Annotated in this window: 13 protein-coding genes; 3 read left to right on the top strand and 10 right to left on the bottom strand. The window is 66.0% G+C overall.

The window, feature by feature from the left end; translation table 11 throughout:
* Positions 1-2 precede the first annotated feature (2 nt).
* The 9 genes from addB to lgt form a co-directional block, all read right to left on the bottom strand.
* On the bottom strand, positions 3-3,134 hold the full coding sequence (gene addB, locus W911_RS16690; protein WP_023788723.1) for a double-strand break repair protein AddB: 3,132 nt from the start codon (positions 3,132-3,134) through the stop codon (positions 3-5).
* An 88-nt stretch (positions 3,135-3,222) separates the two neighbouring features.
* Positions 3,223-3,948: a nucleotidyltransferase family protein gene (locus W911_RS16685; RefSeq protein WP_041316727.1), complete on the bottom strand. Its 726-nt coding sequence runs from the start codon at positions 3,946-3,948 to the stop codon at positions 3,223-3,225.
* A complete protein-coding gene (gene tsaE, locus W911_RS16680; RefSeq protein WP_023788721.1) occupies positions 3,945-5,528 on the bottom strand; it encodes a tRNA (adenosine(37)-N6)-threonylcarbamoyltransferase complex ATPase subunit type 1 TsaE in 1,584 nt (527 codons plus the stop codon). The genes W911_RS16685 and tsaE overlap by 4 nt, the downstream gene beginning before the upstream one ends.
* Positions 5,482-7,998 (bottom strand): sensor histidine kinase, encoded by a 2,517-nt coding sequence (locus tag W911_RS16675; protein ID WP_023788720.1) that lies wholly within the window; start codon positions 7,996-7,998, stop codon positions 5,482-5,484. The genes tsaE and W911_RS16675 overlap by 47 nt, the downstream gene beginning before the upstream one ends.
* 220 nt (positions 7,999-8,218) lie before the next feature.
* Entirely contained in the window at positions 8,219-9,151 is a 933-nt protein-coding gene (locus W911_RS16670; RefSeq protein WP_023788719.1) for a ribose-phosphate pyrophosphokinase, read from the bottom strand.
* A 219-nt stretch (positions 9,152-9,370) separates the two neighbouring features.
* Positions 9,371-10,468 (bottom strand): hypothetical protein, encoded by a 1,098-nt coding sequence (locus W911_RS16665; protein ID WP_023788718.1) that lies wholly within the window; start codon positions 10,466-10,468, stop codon positions 9,371-9,373.
* A 202-nt stretch (positions 10,469-10,670) separates the two neighbouring features.
* Positions 10,671-11,444 carry a peptidoglycan editing factor PgeF gene (gene pgeF / locus W911_RS16660; protein ID WP_023788717.1) on the bottom strand — a complete coding sequence of 258 codons (774 nt, stop codon included), beginning with the start codon at positions 11,442-11,444 and terminating at the stop codon, positions 10,671-10,673.
* A gap of 87 nt (positions 11,445-11,531) precedes the next feature.
* A complete protein-coding gene (locus W911_RS16655) occupies positions 11,532-12,638 on the bottom strand; it encodes a class I SAM-dependent methyltransferase (protein WP_023788716.1) in 1,107 nt (368 codons plus the stop codon).
* Complete coding sequence (lgt, locus tag W911_RS16650) at positions 12,635-13,486, bottom strand: prolipoprotein diacylglyceryl transferase (RefSeq protein ID WP_023788715.1); 852 nt, start codon at positions 13,484-13,486, stop codon at positions 12,635-12,637. Before lgt ends, W911_RS16655 begins: the two co-directional genes overlap by 4 nt.
* Before the next feature lie 239 nt (positions 13,487-13,725).
* Between lgt and W911_RS16645 the strand changes: the two genes are divergently transcribed.
* The 3 genes from W911_RS16645 (at position 13,726) to proC (ending at position 15,741) form a co-directional block, all read left to right on the top strand.
* Positions 13,726-13,992: an accessory factor UbiK family protein gene (locus W911_RS16645; RefSeq protein WP_023788714.1), complete on the top strand. Its 267-nt coding sequence runs from the start codon at positions 13,726-13,728 to the stop codon at positions 13,990-13,992.
* Positions 13,993-14,364: 372 nt separating this feature from the next.
* Positions 14,365-14,862, top strand: coding sequence for a type III secretion system chaperone family protein (locus tag W911_RS16640; protein ID WP_023788713.1), 498 nt, complete (start codon positions 14,365-14,367; stop codon positions 14,860-14,862).
* Positions 14,863-14,916: 54 nt separating this feature from the next.
* Positions 14,917-15,741 (top strand): pyrroline-5-carboxylate reductase, encoded by an 825-nt coding sequence (gene proC, locus W911_RS16635; RefSeq protein WP_023788712.1) that lies wholly within the window; start codon positions 14,917-14,919, stop codon positions 15,739-15,741.
* A gap of 453 nt (positions 15,742-16,194) precedes the next feature.
* Here proC and W911_RS16630 read toward each other — a convergent pair whose 3' ends face one another.
* Complete coding sequence (locus W911_RS16630) at positions 16,195-17,634, bottom strand: ATP-binding protein (RefSeq protein WP_041316723.1); 1,440 nt, start codon at positions 17,632-17,634, stop codon at positions 16,195-16,197.
* Positions 17,635-17,636: the final 2 nt, after the last annotated feature.

Raw genomic sequence — 17,636 nt, 5'->3', positions numbered from 1 at the left:
CCTCACGCCTCCTCTTGCATCGTCGCGCCCGACGACCACTCCGCGACGCGCGCGAGGTGGGCGTAGTCGTCGTAATCGTAGTTGAAACCGGAGCGCCGCAAGGGCCGGTAAGGCGTCGCCGGATCGTCGAAGCGCGCGACATGCCGCTTGAGACCATCGAGTGCCTGCGCGGCGAGAGCGGCCACATCGTCCGCCTTGATGTCGCGTTCCTCGCCCGGCGGTTCGCCGCCCGACGCGCGGATGTAGCGCAACGCGGTGACGGGGAGGTGCGCAATCTTCTCGAAGCCGGGGCCGGTATCGAGCGCGATGGCCGCTTCCAGCGGCAACTGCGGAGACGCACCCGCAAGCACTTTCCTGTCCGTCGGCGGCGCGCCCGTCTTGTAGTCGGAAATCACGAGGCCGTGCGCCGCGATATCGATGCGGTCCGCCCTCGCCGTGAGCTTGAACGGCCCACCCGGCGCGTCGAAAATCAGCTCTCCTGCGACCTCGGCCGTCACCTGCTGCACGCCCTCGCGCCGCGCGGCTTCCGTCTTGGCGAACCACGCGGCGAAGCGTGCGAAGCGCGGCACCCAGAAGGCCGCGATGCGAGGATGCGCGGCATAAGCATCGAGCGTGGCGCGCGCAAAGCGGACGAGTTCGGCTTCCGCATTCTCTGGAAGCGCCGCCGGATACGCTTTTGCGAATTCCGAAAGCGCGTGATGAATGATGCTGCCGCGCAGCGCCGGTCCCGGCTGCTCGCCGAGCGGCGAAAGCGGCTGGAGACCCAGGATCTCGCGCGCAAAAATCGCATACGGGTTCGCGATCCATGTCTCGATCCGTGAGACCGAGAGCTTGCGCGGGCGCGACGCGACCGCCGGGCGGGGCTCGGGCACCGCGAGACGCGGCTCGGGCTTGGCCCGGTCGCGCTCGCGCGCCCAGTGGAGCCAGGGCAGTTTGGGCGTTAGCGCATGCTGGGCGCCCATGCCGTCGAGCAACGCTTTCAGCCGCAGCAGCCAGCGCGACGGCACGGTCGGCACGCCATCCTTCTTCGCAGCGCGCGTCAGCACGACCTCGGGTGCGGCAAGCAGCGTGGCGAAATCGTGCGCGGCTTGCCCGTTCTTTTCCTCCGGCGAGGGTAATCCGAGCGCTTCTCGCATCGGCCGGTTGAGCCACGGCCCGGGATCGGCGGCTTGTGGCCACGTGCCCTCGTTGAGCGAGCCGAGCACGACCACGTCCGTTTGCTGCAAACGCGCTTCGAATGGCCCCCAAATGAACAGCCTGGGATGCACAGGGCCGCGCGGACGCACCGTCTCGGCGGCCGCGAGACTGCGATAGAGATCGGCGTAGTCGGCGGCGGGGAGATCGAGCGGAGGCAGCCCGTCGTCCAGCAGGCTCGCAAAGAAGCGCGCGGCCGTCGCGCCGGCTTCGTCCCGCCAGAGCGGACATTCCGAGGCGGTGTCCATGCCGTCTTCCACCGGAAGCGTCGTCACGGCCTCCGCAACCTTGCAATGCGCATCCGCGAGATCGCGGAGCGTCGCGTCGCCGTCGCGCGCGTAAATCTCGGTGAGCGGCGTGAAAGCGAGGGAGAGACGCCGGATCAGATCGTGTGCGCCTTGCCAGTCTTCGTCCCACAGCCGGTCGACGGCAGGATGCTGACGCACGCCTTGAGCCCGATTGTCGGATGCCCGTTCGAACGCCGCTTCGAGACCTGCGATCCCGTCTCCCAGATAGGGCGTCCGGAACGCCGCGAGTTCGAGCGCACGCGCCGCGCGGCGCACCGCGAACGGGTCGAGACCGAGCCGCGCGAGTGGATGCTTCAAAAGCGAGACAACGGCAGCAGGCGCGAAACGTGTCTCCACCGCATCGATCACGAGATCGAGCAACGCACCAGGCGGCGTCTTGCGGAGCGGGCGCCCGGCGGAATCGTCGACCGTGATGCCCCAGGCTTCGAGCCGCACCGCAACCCGCCGCGCAAGCAGGCGGTCGGGCGAGACGAGAGCCGCCGTACGGCCGGGCGTTTCCGCCGCTTCGCGCAGGATCAGCGCAACCGCCTCCGCTTCGTCCTGCGCCGTCGGCGCTTCGACGAGGCTGAGACCGTGCGGCAGCGCCGTGGCGGGATCGCGGCGCGCTTCGGCGGCGAAGGCTTCCCACAGCGCCGTTGTCCCGGCGGGGCGCATCGCCTCCGAGATCAGCCGCGTCCGCGATCCACCGCTCGACACGTCTCCGAGATGCGCCACGTCGCGCCGGTCGTGTCCAAGCGCGTCGAGCAGCTTCTTGAGGCCGAACTGCGGATGCTCGGGATGCTCGGGCGCGATGCGCGCAAAGCTCGGATCGTCGAGCGCCGTATCGAGCGCCGGCAGCACGATCGCGCCGTTCGGAAGGTCCGCCACCGCGCGCATCAGTTCGACGGTCGCCGGGATAGATCCGGTGACGCCCGCCACGATAACAGGCGCTGTGGGTGGCGCGGTTCGCAGCCGTTCCGCCTCGGCGCGGATCACGGCGTTGCGACGTGCGGCAGCCGACATCAATCCCGTCCCCGCGAGATAACCGGGCCACGCCTGCGTAATTACTTCCAGAAAACGAAGCGTCCGTTGCCAGTGCTCCGAGAAGGTTTCGGGCACGAGTTCGGCAAGACGGTCGAGGTTCACGCCCTCGGTCTCCACCATGTCCATGAGCTGTGCCAGTTCGTGCGCCAGCACCGCGGCCTGGGCAGAGGTGCTGGCGATGACATCGACCGCGAGGCCACCTTCGCCGTCTTGCGCAGCTAACGTCTCCGTCCAGCGCCGGATCAGGCTCGTCAACACGAGGCGCCGTTCCAGTTCGGAAATGGCAGGTGGAATGGCGGCGCTCATCTCGCCGGCCTGCGATGACGCCGCTGCCGTGATGAGCGAAAGATCCTCCTCGCCCTCGGATACGGGCACGACTTTCGGAAGCAGCAGCGCGCGGCCGCCAGCGGCACGCCGAAACGCATCCTGGAGCGCGCGCGTGGCGCGCCGCGTCGGCAGGTAGAGAGTGATGCTCGGGAGATCGAGCACGGACGGTGCGGACCCGCCCGCCCTCGGGAGCGTGCCGTCGAGAATGGCCGCGGCAAGACAGTCGAGAAACGGGCGTCCGGCCTCGACAGTGTAGATGTTGGCGCCTTCCGGCTTGGTCATGGTGATCGGCGTATCCCGAACTTCCGAGCGCGCGAGCCCCTCATGAGCCGCGGGAATCGGAGGCGACCGTACACCCCAACGGTGGGAATCAGACGCCCGCGGCGCGATCTATCCACCGTTCCGCATCATCCACCGCCTGCGGTGTCCCGATGTGCATCCAGGTGCCTTCCAGCCGAAGCCCGAACAGACGCCCGCGTGCCATGGCGCGGTTCCACAACACGTTGAGCGAAAAGGGGGCTTCCGGTGCATCCTCGAACAGCCGCGGATGCGCGATCGAGACGCCCGCGAACACGAACGGTGCTTCCGATCTCTCGCCGCGTCGCGTAAGCGCGCCGTCCGAAGCCATCGCGAAATCGCCGCGGCCGTCATAGCCGAGGCTGTCGGCGCCGAGCGCGAGCAGCAGAAGGCTGTCCATGCGCTCGGGATCGAACGCGCGGACGAGGCGGCGGATGTTCGATCCGATCCCTTCGGCCCAGACGGAATCGGAATTGTGGATCAGGAACGGCGTGTCTCCGAGCAGCGGCAGCGCGCGGGCCACCCCGCCGCCCGTATCCAGCAGCACCCCGCGCTCGTCGGAAATCGTGATCGCGGGAGACGTCCGCCCCGCAACGTGCGCCTCGATCTGGTCGGGCATGTAATGCACGTTGACCACCGCGCGTTGAATGCCATCCGCCGCCAGCCGGTCGAGCACGTGGTCGAGCAGAGGCTTGCCCTTGAGCCGCACAAGCGGCTTCGGCACCGCATCGGTGAGCGGACGCATCCGCGTGCCGAGGCCGGCGGCCAGCACCATTGCAGTCGTCACGGGTTCTTTCATTGAGAGGGGCTTTTCGAATGAGGAAGGTCGGGCACCGCCTGGCGCACCGCTTCCGGAAAATGCCGGTCGAACCATCCGCGGACCGGGGCCAGATCCGGGTGCGCCAGACCGCGCGCAAGATACCCCCATAGGCGCGGGATATGACGCAAATACGAAGGTTTCCCGTCGCGCATCGCGAGGCGTGCGAAAATACCCAGGATCTTGGTGTTGCGCTGGACGCCGAGCGCGGCATAGGCGAAACGGAACGCGTCCGCGTCGAAACCTGGCTGCGTTGCGCGCCGCACGTCGAGGTAGTACGCGAGCAGCGTGTCTGCGAGTGGAGCGGGAACGTCGACGCGCGCGTCCTCCAGCAGCGACACCAGATCGTAGGCGAGCGATCCTGAGAGCGCATCCTGGAAGTCGAGTAGCCCTGCGCGGCGCGCTCCGTCGCGGTCCGGAAGCCAGACGAGGTTCGGCGAATGATAGTCGCGCAGCACCCACCCCTTTGGTTCGGCCGCGAGGCGCGCAAAGACGTCATCCCAAAGGCGCGTGAATTCGTCGTGCGCGCACTCCGGGATCGGCGTGCCGTGGATCGCCGGCCAATACCACTGCGCGAGCAGGTCCGCTTCGATGCCGAGCACTTCGTGGTCCTGCACAGGCACGATGTGAACGCTGCCGTCGGGAAGCGGAATGGCGTTGGGCACGGTCAACGTACTCATCGTGAGCAGCGTATCGACCCCTGCGCGCCAAAGCTCAGCCTGAGACGTTCCTGACACCATCTCGCGCCCGAACACGCGGTCGCCGAAGTCTTCGAGAACGAGAAAGCCGCGATCGAGATCCGCCGCGTAAATCTCGGGCGCGCTGAGGCCTGCCTCGCGTAACGCCGACGCGACCGCCACGAAAGGGCGCACGTCCTCGGCAAGCTGGGCGATGCGGCTGTAAGGCTTTCTGTCCCGGATCGGCGGCCCGTCCGGCTGTCGCGGTTGATCCATGAGGATCGCCGTACGCTCGTCGCTCGATAGTCGCGCGTAAGCGCGCGTCGACGCGTCCCCCTGAAGGTGAAGCGCGCGCGCTGCGTCCCACGGCGGATTGGCGTCGAGGAAATCGGACATCGCCGCGAGGCGGCCGAGGCGAGCCGCCCACGTGCCGTGCCCTTCGAAGCGCGCCGTACGTTCGTCCGCACCCGTGCCTTGAGAGATGTGAATGTCGAGACGGTTCGGCGCCCGAAATCCCGGCGCCCGCTCGGGCCATTCGATCAGAGCAGCGCCCACCGCCAGATGATCGTCGAGGCCGAGTTCCAGAAGCTCGTCCTCGTGCCCGATGCGATAGAGATCGAGATGCATGAGGTCGAGGCGCACCGACGTGTAGGTCTGCACCAGCGAAAAAGTCGGGCTCGGGATTTCGGCATCGGCGTCGGCCAGAACCGCGCGGATGAGCGCGCGCGCGAACGTCGTCTTGCCCGCGCCGAGGTCGCCGTGAAGCGCGAGCACGTCGCCAGCTGCCAGCTTGAGTGCCACATGTTCGGCCAGCCGGTGGACAGCGGACTCCGAGGCGTCAGCCTTCAGCCACGCGTGGTGTGGTGGGGGTTGCGGGGGAACCATCCTGCTCCTGCTCAAGACCGCGTTCCGGGAAGCGTACCGTCACCTTCGTACCCCTTCCAGGCTCGCTGTCGAGCACCATATCGCCGCCGTGCAGATCGACCAGGCTCTTGACGATGGAAAGCCCAAGCCCTGCGCCCCGGTGCTTGCCGCCCTGGCTCATGCTCTCGAAGCGGTTGAAGATGCGCCGCTGCTGTTCCTTCGGGATGCCGACCCCCTGATCCTCCACCGAGAACACCATAGCGCCGGCTTCCCGCCAGCACGAAATGTGGATTACGCCCTCCGGCTTCGAGAAGCCGACGGCGTTCGAGAGCAGGTTGGACAGCACTTGGCGTGTGCGCTCCGGGTCGGCCATGAACGTCGTCGCATCGTCCGCGATGGCGATGTCGAGAGTGAGGCGCGCCCGCGCGGCCCGCTCGCGCACCGCACCGATTGCGCGGTCGATGAGCGCGCGCGCGTCCACGGTTTCGAGCTTGAGCTCGAGTCCGCCCGCATCGATGGTCGCGAGGTCCAGAATGTCGTCGATGATCTGAAGCAGCGTTTTCGACGAGAACGCGATGTCGTCGAGATAGTCTTTCTGGCGCGAGGTAAGATCGCCGAAGATCGGGTTGGCCAAAAGTTCCGAGAAGCCGATGATGTTGGTGAGCGGCGTTCGCAGTTCGTAGGAGATGTGACCGATGAACTGGTTCTTCAGCTTATCGGCCGTCTCCAGCGCCTCGTTGCGTTCGATCAGCGCGCGCTCGTAGCGCTTGGAATCCGTGACATCGACGAACGTGAGCAGCGTGCCGCCGTCCGGCAGCGGCGCGGCCGCATAGTCGATCACGCTGTTGTCCGGCCTCAGCATCTGCCCTTCGACCGGATCGCGCGCATCGAATGACGTCACGATGTGGACGATCTCGGACCATTTTGCAGGCTCGTCGAACAGCACCTTCGCGACACGAACGAACGCGTCGATGTGAGGGTGTTCCGAAAGCTGTTGGGGCGATAGCCGCCAGATGGATGCGAACGCGGAATTGAAGAGCGAAAGCCGCCCGTCGGTCGCGAACACCGCCACGCCCTCTTTGAGCGCGTTCAGCGTCTCCGTCTGCACGTCGATATGCTGCTTGAAATTGCTTTCGAGTTCGAGCCGTTCGGTTTCGTCTTCGTAGAGGTAGGTCACGCCACCGTCCGGACGTTGCGCGGCCATGACGTGCAGCCTGCGCCCGTCGGGCAGATGCCACCAGTCCTCCTGCTCCGTCTCGTCCGTGTAGCAGCGCAGAACCTTCGTTTTCCACTCGCGATAGTTCACGACTTCCGGAAGGCGCCCGAATTCGCGAAGCCGGTCGAGCACCATTCCGTCGGTCGGCCCGCTTTGAAGCCAGTCGGTATCGAGTTCCCAGAGCTTCTGATAGGCCGCGTTGAAGAAGGTGAGCTTGCGGTCCGTATTGAAAATCGCGACCGCCGTCGCAACACGATCCAATGTCTTGTCGTAGGCGGCGACCTGCCGGTCCAACTCGCCCTTCACGCTTTCCACGTCGGCAACGTCGATGGCAGCACCCGCCGTCGCGTCGCCGAGCGGCAGCACGGTCACTTCATGCGACTTGCGCTCCGAGCCGACCACCAGCGGCATACGCTCCTTGAACGTGTCGCCCATTTTCAGCACGCGGGCCACCGCCTTGCGCTGGCGCGTTTCGAGCAGCTCGATTTGCCCGTCCACGACTTCCGCTTCGCTCTCGGCATCCACCGCCTTGATGTAAGCCGCGTTGACCCACGTGAGCCGCCCGGTCTGGTCCCGCAGCCAGGCCGGATGCGGAAGCGCGGAGAGCAGCGCGCGGCTTGCGCGGACGTCCCGCGCCAGGCGCATGTGCTGATCGAGAATGACGGAAAGATCGCGCTTATATCCGGCCACGTCCTTGAAGCGTAGCACCGCCCGTCCACCGGCCGCGCGCCCATCCGCTTCCACGTGTCCGCCCGCAAGTGTCTTCAAAATCAGATTGAACGCTCGGCCCTCGGCCAGGAGACCGTCGAGCGCCGACTTGAGGGCCGTGTGGCTCTTCTGGTCGAGCCAGAAGCCGAACCGGATCAGCTCGATGGTGTTCGCAGGGAAGCCGGGAACGCCCGTCAGGGTATGCGTGACGACGGAAAAGCCCTTGCCCTGCTCCCAGTGCAGCAGCGCCTGCGGCTCGGCCTTGATGAGCGCTTCGGAGGCGGCGAGCGCCCGGCGCAAGCGACGAGCTTCCTCGCGGGAGCGGGCAGCCTGCCGGCGCATGACCGTGAGCGTGCGGAAAAGCAGATAGACGGTGCCCATGCCTGCGACGGCGACGAGCCCGGCCAGCAGCCACGTTCCGCCCGGGAATCCGCCGCCTTCGAGCAGCCGTCGCCCCGATGCGATGGTCGCCGTCAGCACCGTCACGCAGCCAAGACTGGCCGCGGCCAGCATGATGAGCTCGACCCGGGTATTCTGCCGCTCGGGCGTGAGGCTCTTGGTAGGCATGGGTCCCGGGATTCAAGGAAAATGCAGAGGAACGCATGCACGGCACAAAGCGAATCGGTACGGAATTATGGGGAGCTTCGGAGGGGGATGCCAGCCCAAGCGGGGCACAGTCGTGCACCCGAAATGAACACCCGCAAAGAGGCAAAGGGGGGCAGCGCTTTTTTCGCCTCTCCCCGGTGGGGAGAGGCCGCGAGCGGGTGAGGGCGGCGGTCGGTTCTGCCTAGTAGAACAGGCTCGACACGCTTTCCTCGCGCGAGGTCCTGAGGATCGCCTCGCCCAGGAGCGGCGCAATCGACAGCACGCGGATGTTGCGTGCGGCCTGCACGGCTGCCGTCGGCAGGATCGAATCCGTGATGACGAGCGCCTTCAGCCGCGAGTTCTGGATCCGCGACACGGCGCCGCCCGAAAGCACGCCGTGGGTGACGTAGCAGACCACTTCCGTCGCGCCCTTTTCCAGAAGAGCGTCCGCGGCATTCACGATCGTGCCGCCGCTGTCGACGATATCGTCGATGAGGATGCAGCGCTTGCCTTCGACGTCGCCGATCACGTTCATGACCTCGGATTCGCCCGGCCGCTCGCGCCGCTTGTCGCAGATGGCGATCGGAACGTCGATGCGCTTGGCGAGTGCGCGGGCGCGCACCACGCCGCCGACGTCAGGCGAGACGACGACGAGGTTCTCGGTGCCGTATTGGTCTTCGATGTCGCGCACCATGACGGGCGCGGCGAAGAGGTTGTCCGTCGGGATGTCGAAAAAGCCCTGGATCTGCCCGGCGTGGAGATCGACCGTCAGCACGCGGTCGGCGCCGGCGCGCTCGATCAGGTTGGCGACGAGTTTCGCCGAAATGGGGGTGCGCGGGCCGGGTTTGCGATCCTGGCGCGCATAGCCGTAATAGGGGAGCACTGCCGTGATCCGCCGCGCGGACGAGCGCTTCAGCGCATCGATGAGGATCAGCAACTCCATCATGTTGTCGTTCGCGGGGAACGACGTCGACTGAATGACGAACACGTCCTGTCCGCGCACGTTCTCCTGGATCTCGACGAACACTTCCATGTCCGCAAAGCGCTTCACCTGCGAGCGCGCAGGCGGCAGCTTGAGATACTGGGAGATGGCATCCGCCAGAGGCCGGTTACTGTTTCCGGCGACAATCTTCATGGTCTGGCTGCCCCTGGCACTTTCACCACGCGCATCGAATGGCATGGATGCCCTCATGCGACGGTCCGATGACGCGCGTCATAGCGCGCGAGCCCGGGTGTGTAAACCACCCGGGCTCGCCATGTTGAACGGTCTGTGAGGCCAGTGTGGCCAGCGCCCCTCAGCCGACTGCCCCTCAGCCGGGCATGGGGGGCGGAGGGGCCGGAGGGCATCCGCCGGTTAGCCCGGCGCCTGGCCTTGGCCGGGAAGAAGTTTCAGGATGCCTTGCGCTGCGGCGGAGGCCGCGGCGTCTGCGGTCTTGCCCCAGGCCCCGTCGAGCGAGCCTTGCGGGATTTCGTTCTTCTGCGACACCGTGCCCAAGGTCTTGCCCTGCGGGTCCTTGACGTCCCAGTCGATCTGGATCGGCTGCTTCCCGTTCTGGCCCTGGCCGACCACCACCTTGCCCTCGACGCGGTAGGTCTGCGTCGACGGAGCGCCGGTGAGCGCAACGCCGTTCCGGGTCAGCTCGCGCTGAATGGCGTTGGTGAGCGAGACGCCGCCGTCGCCGGGCGCGCCGGAGACGTTGGGGACCAGCGCCGTCACGTTGCCGCGCCCGATGCTTCCGGTTGTCGTGGTTGCGGTTGTGCTCGTCGGAGCGGCAACCGGCGTGTAAGCGCTTCCAGGCTGCGAGTGAGCAACCGATGAAGCGGCGGTCTGCAGGCTACCCGCGACGGCAGGCGAATGCTGCGCCGTGCCCGCCGGCGATCCGCCCATGGCTACCGGCGCCGCGCTTTGCTGCGTCGGAAGCCACGTCGCGAGCGAGCCAACCGTCTTGTTCGAGATCGTGCTCACGACCTGAGGCGTGACGGCCGCCCACGGATCGCTGGAACGCGCACCCGTGATCACCTCTTCGCCCGTGATGCGATTGACGCGCTGTCCGGCAGGATCGGTCACGTCCCAGATGTAGGACACCTTCGTGCGGCCCTGCTCGCGCGCCGACACCACATAGCCGCGCAGCGTGTATTCCGCGGATTCGTTGGCAGACTTGGCGACGGTGATCCGCCGTGCCTCGATATCGGTGGTGAGCTGCGTCTGAAGCTGCTTGGCCACCGCATCCGGCGCGCCGATCACGGGCGCAATGGCGATGCGTGCCGATTGCGAAGCCGTTGCAGCGGGCGGCTGTCCCGCCGCAATGGACGCATTAGGGTCTGAACCGCCTGCAAAAAGGCTGGAGCCCGTCTCGCATCCGGCAAGGCCAAGTCCGATAAAGCCCGTCAGGACTGCAAACGCGACACACCGCTTCCCACGCCATGCCGCAGCAGCATCAATGGTCGTCACGATGACGCCCCCCTATGAATGATCCGCTGTTCTCCGGCGGCCGGCGTACACACTTTGCGGCCCAAGTCTCCTGAACGTTGCCGGTACCCACTCCGAGTCCTGTAGCTATCCCTCCGCCGTGCGTCCAGACGGAATCGAGACGAAAAGGCTGACGTGGCTAATTCTGTCCTCAGGATACACAGCATGGTTGTGGATTTTGCAGTTAGGCCACAACAATGGCGGAGATTTGGCGTCCGTAATCAGGCTCTTTTCGATGTGTCGAGCGCCGGAAGCTGAAGAACATCGATTCGTTCTCGTATGTGCAGTGCGCTTGGCGCTCGATCCCTCTGAGACCGAGCCCGCCGAGTCTTTCGAGAACGAAGGACGGCAAATCGAAGTGCGGCGTCGGGCGGCCCTTCGGTATGGTAAAAAATCGTGCGTTGGCGGCATCGGCCGTCTCGAACTCGGTGACGAACTCCGGCCCCACCTCGTAGGATTTGGGCCCGATTGTCGGTCCGAGCGCCGCGAGAATGCGCGAACGGTCCGCGCCGTTTTCTTCCATCAGCGCCACGGTGGCTTCCAGAATCCCGCCGATGGCCCCGCGCCAGCCAGCGTGGGCGGCGCCCACGACGCCCGCTTCCGCGTCCGCGAACAGCACCGGCGCGCAATCCGCGGTGAGAACGCCGATCACGAGCCCCCGCGTGCGCGTGACGAGCGCGTCGGCCTTGGGCAAGCTGTCGCGCGGTTGAAGGCTGTCGACCGCGTGCGCCGTCCCGCTGTGAATTTGGTAAACGGTTTGAACGTCGTCCATGACGCTGCCCAGATGCTCGGCCACGCGCGATCTGTTTTCGACCACGGCGACGGGATCGTCCTTCGAACCCGCCCCGCAGTTGAGGCTCGTGTAGAGCCCGCGTGAAGCGCCACCCTGCCTCGTGAAAAAGCCGTGGCGGATGCCGGGGAGGATCGAGAGGTTGTCGGCCTCGATGGGGCTCAGCATGGCGTCCTTTGTGTTTCGATGTAGCGTCGCGTTGCGTGAGCCGTATCTAAGCGGTTTCCGTTTCGGATTGAACCGCGAAGCGCCGCCTCATTCAAATCCCGGAAGCACGGGCAGCGCGGCTGAGCGCACGCCGATGGCGAGAAAGCGCGAGCCCATGCCGACAGGCGCCATGAGCCGCTGCACGCCGATCTCGATCGCCCCCGCCTTGTCCGGGTTCGCCGACATGAGACGCGAGGCACGCTCGACGATGCCGAGTTGTCCCAGGAATGCCGCTTGCGGCACGGGTCCATCCACGGCAACGCCCTCCGAGAGCGCGGACGCACGGAAACGCGCGAAATCCACCTGGAACGAGAGATCGGCTTCGCCCGGAGATGCGAGCGGTGAGCATTGTTGCTGGTGCTGTACGGCTTGGAGTGTGTCCGAAGGATGCGAACGCTCCGCCCCGTAATCGATGAAGAGCGCGGCGCCTGGCCGATCCGCCATCAGCCGCTGAAACGGCGCGAAAAAGCTGAAGTCCTGGATCTCGATGCAATCCCCGTCGCATGCGGCGTCTGGGAGTGCGAGATCCGGCGGAGGTGCACGCTCCGGGAGAAGCGTAAAGACAAGATCGCCGTTGCTGTCGAGGCCGACCGCGCGAGGGATCGGTTGGCCATTTTCGACGACGTACTGCTCGGCGGCACAGGTATCGAGAAATTCGTTGGCGATGACGAGGAACGGCGCCGCGCTTTGCGAAAGGGCGAGCGCGGCGTCTCCTGTGCTGCCGTGCCAGACCGCCGCCGCCCCGCTCGGTACGAGGGCCTTCTGCTGAAGCGGAAGGAGCGCGGCGTTGCTTTCGACGAGATGCACCGACAGCGCATCGTGAAACCCCGGCACGATCCGCGTCGCACGAAGCGCGTCGCGCATCAGCGTCCCGCGTCCCGGCCCGAGCTCCACGACATTGAACGAGCGTGGCGCCCCCATCTGCTGCCACACGACCGCGCACCAGAGCCCGATCAATTCGCCGAACACCTGGCTGATCTCCGGCGCCGTGACGAAATCGCCCGCCGCGCCGATGGCGGGCATGCGCCGGTAGTAGCCGTGCTCCGGATCGGAGAGGCACGCCGACGCGAAGTCGGCGACGCTGATCGGCCCCTCGCGGACGATCTTCGCTTTGAGCTTCTGTGCGAGCGGCGTATCGCGTGGCGCGGTCGTCATGGTGCCTGCGGCGCGGCCTCGCGGCGCGCGCGCCAGATCAGATAGAGCCCAAGCGCGAGCATCGGCAGCGAATACATTTGCCCCGCCGTGAACGGCCCGATGTTGAGCGCATGGATGGCATGCGGCTCGCGGAACACTTCGCCGATGGAGCGCGCGATTGCGTATCCCGCGAGGAACGTGCCTGCCACCAGTCCCGGCCTTTTGAGTGCGCCCGCATGATGCGTAAGAACCCTCAGCACGAGGAACAGCACGAGGCCTTCCAGCGCCGCCTGATAGAGCTGGCTCGGATGGCGTGTTGCGGGCTCGACGTCCGGATGCAGCCATTGCGCGCTCGGAAACACCATCGCCCACGGCACGTCGCTGACGCGGCCGAACAGTTCGCCGTTGATGAAGTTCGAGACCCGCCCGAAGAAGATGCCGATCGGCACCGCCGCCGTGCCGAGGTCCATCGTCGAAAGCGCGCTGACGCCGTTCCGCCGCGCAAACGCCCAGGCCGCAACCGCGCAGCCGACGAGCGCGCCGTGGAAGCTCATCCCGCCTTTCCAGATCGCAAGGATCTCCCACGGCTGCGTGAGATAGCTCCCCGGCTCATAAAGAAACACGTAGCCGAGACGCCCGCCGAGCACCACGCCGAGGGTGATGTAAAGCAAGAGGTCGTCGACCTTTTCCACGCCGAACGGCGGCGTCTCGTTGCGCCAGAGGCGCGGCGTGGACAAAAGCCGCCGCACATAGATCCATCCGATGATGAGACCGGCAAGATAGGCGAGGCCGTACCACTTCACGGTGAGCGGTCCGAGCGAAAAGGCAACCGGATCGAACTCCGGAAACGGAAGGGCGAGAGGGGTCATGCGGTGTTCTTCTGGCTCGTTTGGACGGCGCGGTACGACTGCCCAAGGGAGGAGGGCGGCGGGCGAGCGGACGCTGACGGGTCGGGGAAGGCAAGTCAAGCCGAGGCGGCGGCTCGGATGTGGGCAGGTGCGCCGATAATGCCGATGAGGGGCCGCCCCGCTTGAATGGCGGGCGCGAAGTCACCATAGTCCGGGTCGACAGGAGCGGGTTTCGCACCCGCGCACCCGAAGGAACGCCGATGACCCAGACTTCCAATCGCCTGCTGGACGAATTCGCCAAGCTGATGACGGACGCCGCGGGCGCTGCGCAGGGCTTTCGCCGCGAGGCGGAGACCGTCATGCAGACGCAGGCCGAGCGGATGCTCGAAAAGCTGGATGTCGTGAAGCGCGAGGAGTTCGAGGCGGTGCGTGCCATGGCCGAGAAGGCCCGCGCCGAGAACGAGCGTCTATCCGAACTCGTAACGCAAGTCGAAGCGCGTCTCGCCACCCTCGAAGGTCGCGCATAGCGGTTTGATCGGCCGCAGTTGCCAATCGCGGTGTGTCACTCTCCACCCGACATTCGCGCGAGCGTGTCGAGCGCTATCGCGCGCCGTCCACCGGAACGCAGGCTTTTCAACATCGCCTGTGAGTGAACGCCTCAAACATGCCTTATCCCGCGGGAACCCGTGGGTTTCTCCGACATTGCTCGTGGACAATGCCGCCGTCGGCTTGCGACTCGCGCCTCCCTCTGTTTTCGTCGCGACGGCTGAGGAGAAGTCGCGTTTCGCCCCAATCCCGTCATGAGCCGAGCGTGCTGTCGGCGGCGTAATCGAAGCCGCCGGGCGGGGGACGACCGGACCCTTCAAGGGGATCGGCCACAGAGGTTTTAAGGAGCCAGAATGGCATCGTCCGAGAAGAGCCACGAGCGTCTCATTCACCCGATCGATCTCGTGGAGCAGTTGGCCGCAAACTACGATTGGGCGACCGACCGCACCGGCGATGACGAGCTGACGCTCGTGGTCAGCGGCGCCTGGACCGACTATCATGTCTCCCTCAACTGGCGCGACGACTTGGAGGCCCTGCATCTGGCCTGCGCCTTCGACTTCCGGGTCCCCGACGCGCGCTTGAACGAGATGTACCGGCTGATCGCCCAGATCAACGAGCAGCTCTGGCTCGGCCATTTCGATCTCTGGACGCAGGAGGGCTTGGTGATGTTCCGCCATGGCCTCGTGCTCAACGGCGCCGTCGTCACGCCGGGGCAATGCGAAGCGGTCCTCAAGACGGCGCTCGAAGCCTGCGAGCGCTACTATCAGGCCTTCCAGTTCGTCGTTTGGGCGGGTAAGGAGAGCCGGGAGGCGCTCGTGTCGACGATGTTCCAGACCGAGGGCCAAGCCTAAACTGCGCCCCAGGCTTTTCGCGGCTTCGCGGCGCCCGAGCCGGTCAGGAAGCCGATGTCATTCTCATTTGATGGACCGCTCCTTCTCGTCGGAGCTGGCAAGATGGGCGGCGCGCTGCTCGAAGGGCTGATCGCGCGCGGCTTCGATCCCGCCCGCGTGCGCGTGCAGGATCCCTCGCCGCCGAACGACGTGGCCGCCTTGCTCGCCCGTCACGGGATCGCGGCCGAGGCGCGCGTCGAAAACCTGCCGTCGCCGCCGGGGGTCGTCCTTGCGGCCGTGAAACCTCAGATGATGGACGCCGTCTTCCCCGCGGTCGCCGCCCTTGCGGGGCCGGACACGCTGGTGGTGTCGATTGCAGCCGGCCGCACCCTCGAAAGCTTCGAAACCCACCTCGCGCCGGGCGCTGCCGTCGTGCGCGCCATGCCGAACACGCCGGCCGCCGTCGGGCGCGGCATCACCGTGTGTGTCGCGAACGAGAGCGTCACGCCGGCCGGCCGCGCGATCTGCGAGGCGCTGATGTCGGCCGTCGGTGAGGTGGCCTGGGTCGAGGACGAGACCCTGATGGACGCCGTCACCGCCATCTCGGGCTCGGGTCCGGCTTATGTCTTTCTGCTCGCTGAATGCTTGGCGAAGGCCGCTGTCGCAGTGGGCCTCGATGGGGCACTTGCGCGTCAGCTTGCGCGCGCAACCGTCTCCGGCGCGGGTGAGCTTCTCGCGCAGTCCGATCTCGACGCGGCCCAACTCCGCCGCAACGTGACCTCGCCCGGCGGCACGACGGCGGCGGCCCTCGACGTACTGATGGCCAAGGGCGGCATGGAAGACAATTTGCGGGAGGCTGTGGTCTCGGCAGTGGTGCGCAGCCGCGAGCTGGCGAAATGATCATGGCGTGGAACTTCACCACACCCGCGACTGCGTAACCTCTTACCGGATCCGAATGAGCCCGAAGGCCCCGGCGATCGGATCCTCTGGTGCGATCTCGTACGGTGGGGACCGATTCAAGCAAGGAGGATAGCTTGGCGGTCACACGGAGCACTGTGCTTCGATCACGGCCGAGGGCAGGTGGCGGTCCCGCCGTTCGGCTGTTTGGGTATCGACGCCGCTGCAAGTGCAGCATCACCCTCACGACAAGAGTTATGCTATACTGTAACAGTTGCCGCAACAGGGGCTTTTTCCCGATCACGCGTTTGTGTAGTGAAGAGAAAGCGCGCGCGGATAATACGTTTAAGTGATTTGAATTATTATAAAATACGGTATTCGGCCCTGCTCGGTGGCAGGAAGTATTGCCCGAGACGCGACAGATTGGCCGCGCATGCAACTCAGGATATTTGAGATCTAAAGCGGAACGGAGATGATCGCGCGCAGGCCCCCCATGGAGCTTTCGCCGAGCGTGACGTCGCCGCCGTGGCTCTTGGCGATGTCGCGCGCGATGGCAAGCCCGAGGCCGCTGTTGCCGTCGTCCTGATTGCGCGAGCGGTCGATGCGGTAGAACGGCTTGAAGACGTTTTCACGCTCGGAAGCCGGAATGCCCGGCCCGTTGTCGTCCACCTCGATGCGGAGCCATTGCCCCTCGGTGGCGACCCGAATGATGATTTTGTCGCCGTAGCGCACCGCGTTCGAGACGAGGTTGGTGATGGCCCGCTTGAACGCCTGGCGCTTGAGCGGAAGCACGACATCACCGCGCCGTTTGCGGAACTTGAGCTCGATATCCGTTCCGTAAACCTGCGCCTCCTCGTGGATCTCTTCGAGCAGTTCCGTGAGATTGGTGCGTTTGGCCTCCTCGCCCCCGTCGCCGCGCGCGAACGCGAGATAGTCCTCCAGCATGTGCTGCATCTCGTCGACGTCCGCCTTGAGCGACTGGACGTCGGGACTTTCCTCCATGAAGGCGAGTTCGAGCTTGAAACGCGTCAGCACGGTCCTGAGGTCGTGGCTCACACCGGCGAGCATGGTCGTGCGCTGGTCCACGTGCTGGCGGATGCGGTCGCGCATCTCAAGGAAGGCGGCGGCGGCTTGGCGCACCTCGCGCGCGCCGCGCGGTTCGAGGTCGTCGGAGATGGCGCGTCCCTTGCCGAAGTCGTCTGCCGCTTCCGCAAGCCTGAGAATCGGGCGGATCTGATTGCGGAGAAACAGAATGGCGACGGTGAGCAGGATCACCGACGAACCTACCATCCAGAGCAGGAAGATGTGAGAGTTCGAGGCGTACGTCTGCGTGCGCACGGCGAGAAAACGCAGGATCGAATCCGAGTGCTGGACGCGGATTTCCACGTGCCGCGACTGTCCGACCGTATCGATCCAGAACGGACGCTGGACGTGGCGCGAGATCTCGCGCGAAAGGGCGCGGTCGAGCAGGTCGAAGAACGGTTTCGGCCGCGCTTCCGGCAGGTCGCCCGGCGGCATGATCTGCATGGAGAGATTGAGGCGGTCGCGCGCGATGCGGATGATGTCGTCGTACTTGGTGGCGGGCGAGCCGTCGTAGAATTCGATCAGCGCCGCGATGTCGCGCGCCGTCGTCTCCGAAAGACGCCGCGTCACGTTCTGCCAATGCCGCTCCATGAACACGAACGCGATGACGCCTTCGAGCACGACAATGGGGGCGATGATGATGATGAGTGCGCGAGCATAAAGCCCCTTGGGCATCATGTCTGCCAGGAGGCGCACGAACGTGCGGTATCCCGCCCGCAAATGCTTGAGGGCCGGGGCGGAGACCTCCCAGAACGACCTGAAGGCGCGGCCCGCCCGGTCTGACGCGTTCGAGAAGGGGCCCATCAAGTCCACTG

This window comes from Hyphomicrobium nitrativorans NL23 (assembly GCF_000503895.1).
GTDB lineage: Bacteria > Pseudomonadota > Alphaproteobacteria > Rhizobiales > Hyphomicrobiaceae > Hyphomicrobium_C > Hyphomicrobium_C nitrativorans.
Note: the sequence above shows the minus strand (reverse complement) of the source record. Positions and strands in the feature narration are given on the sequence as shown.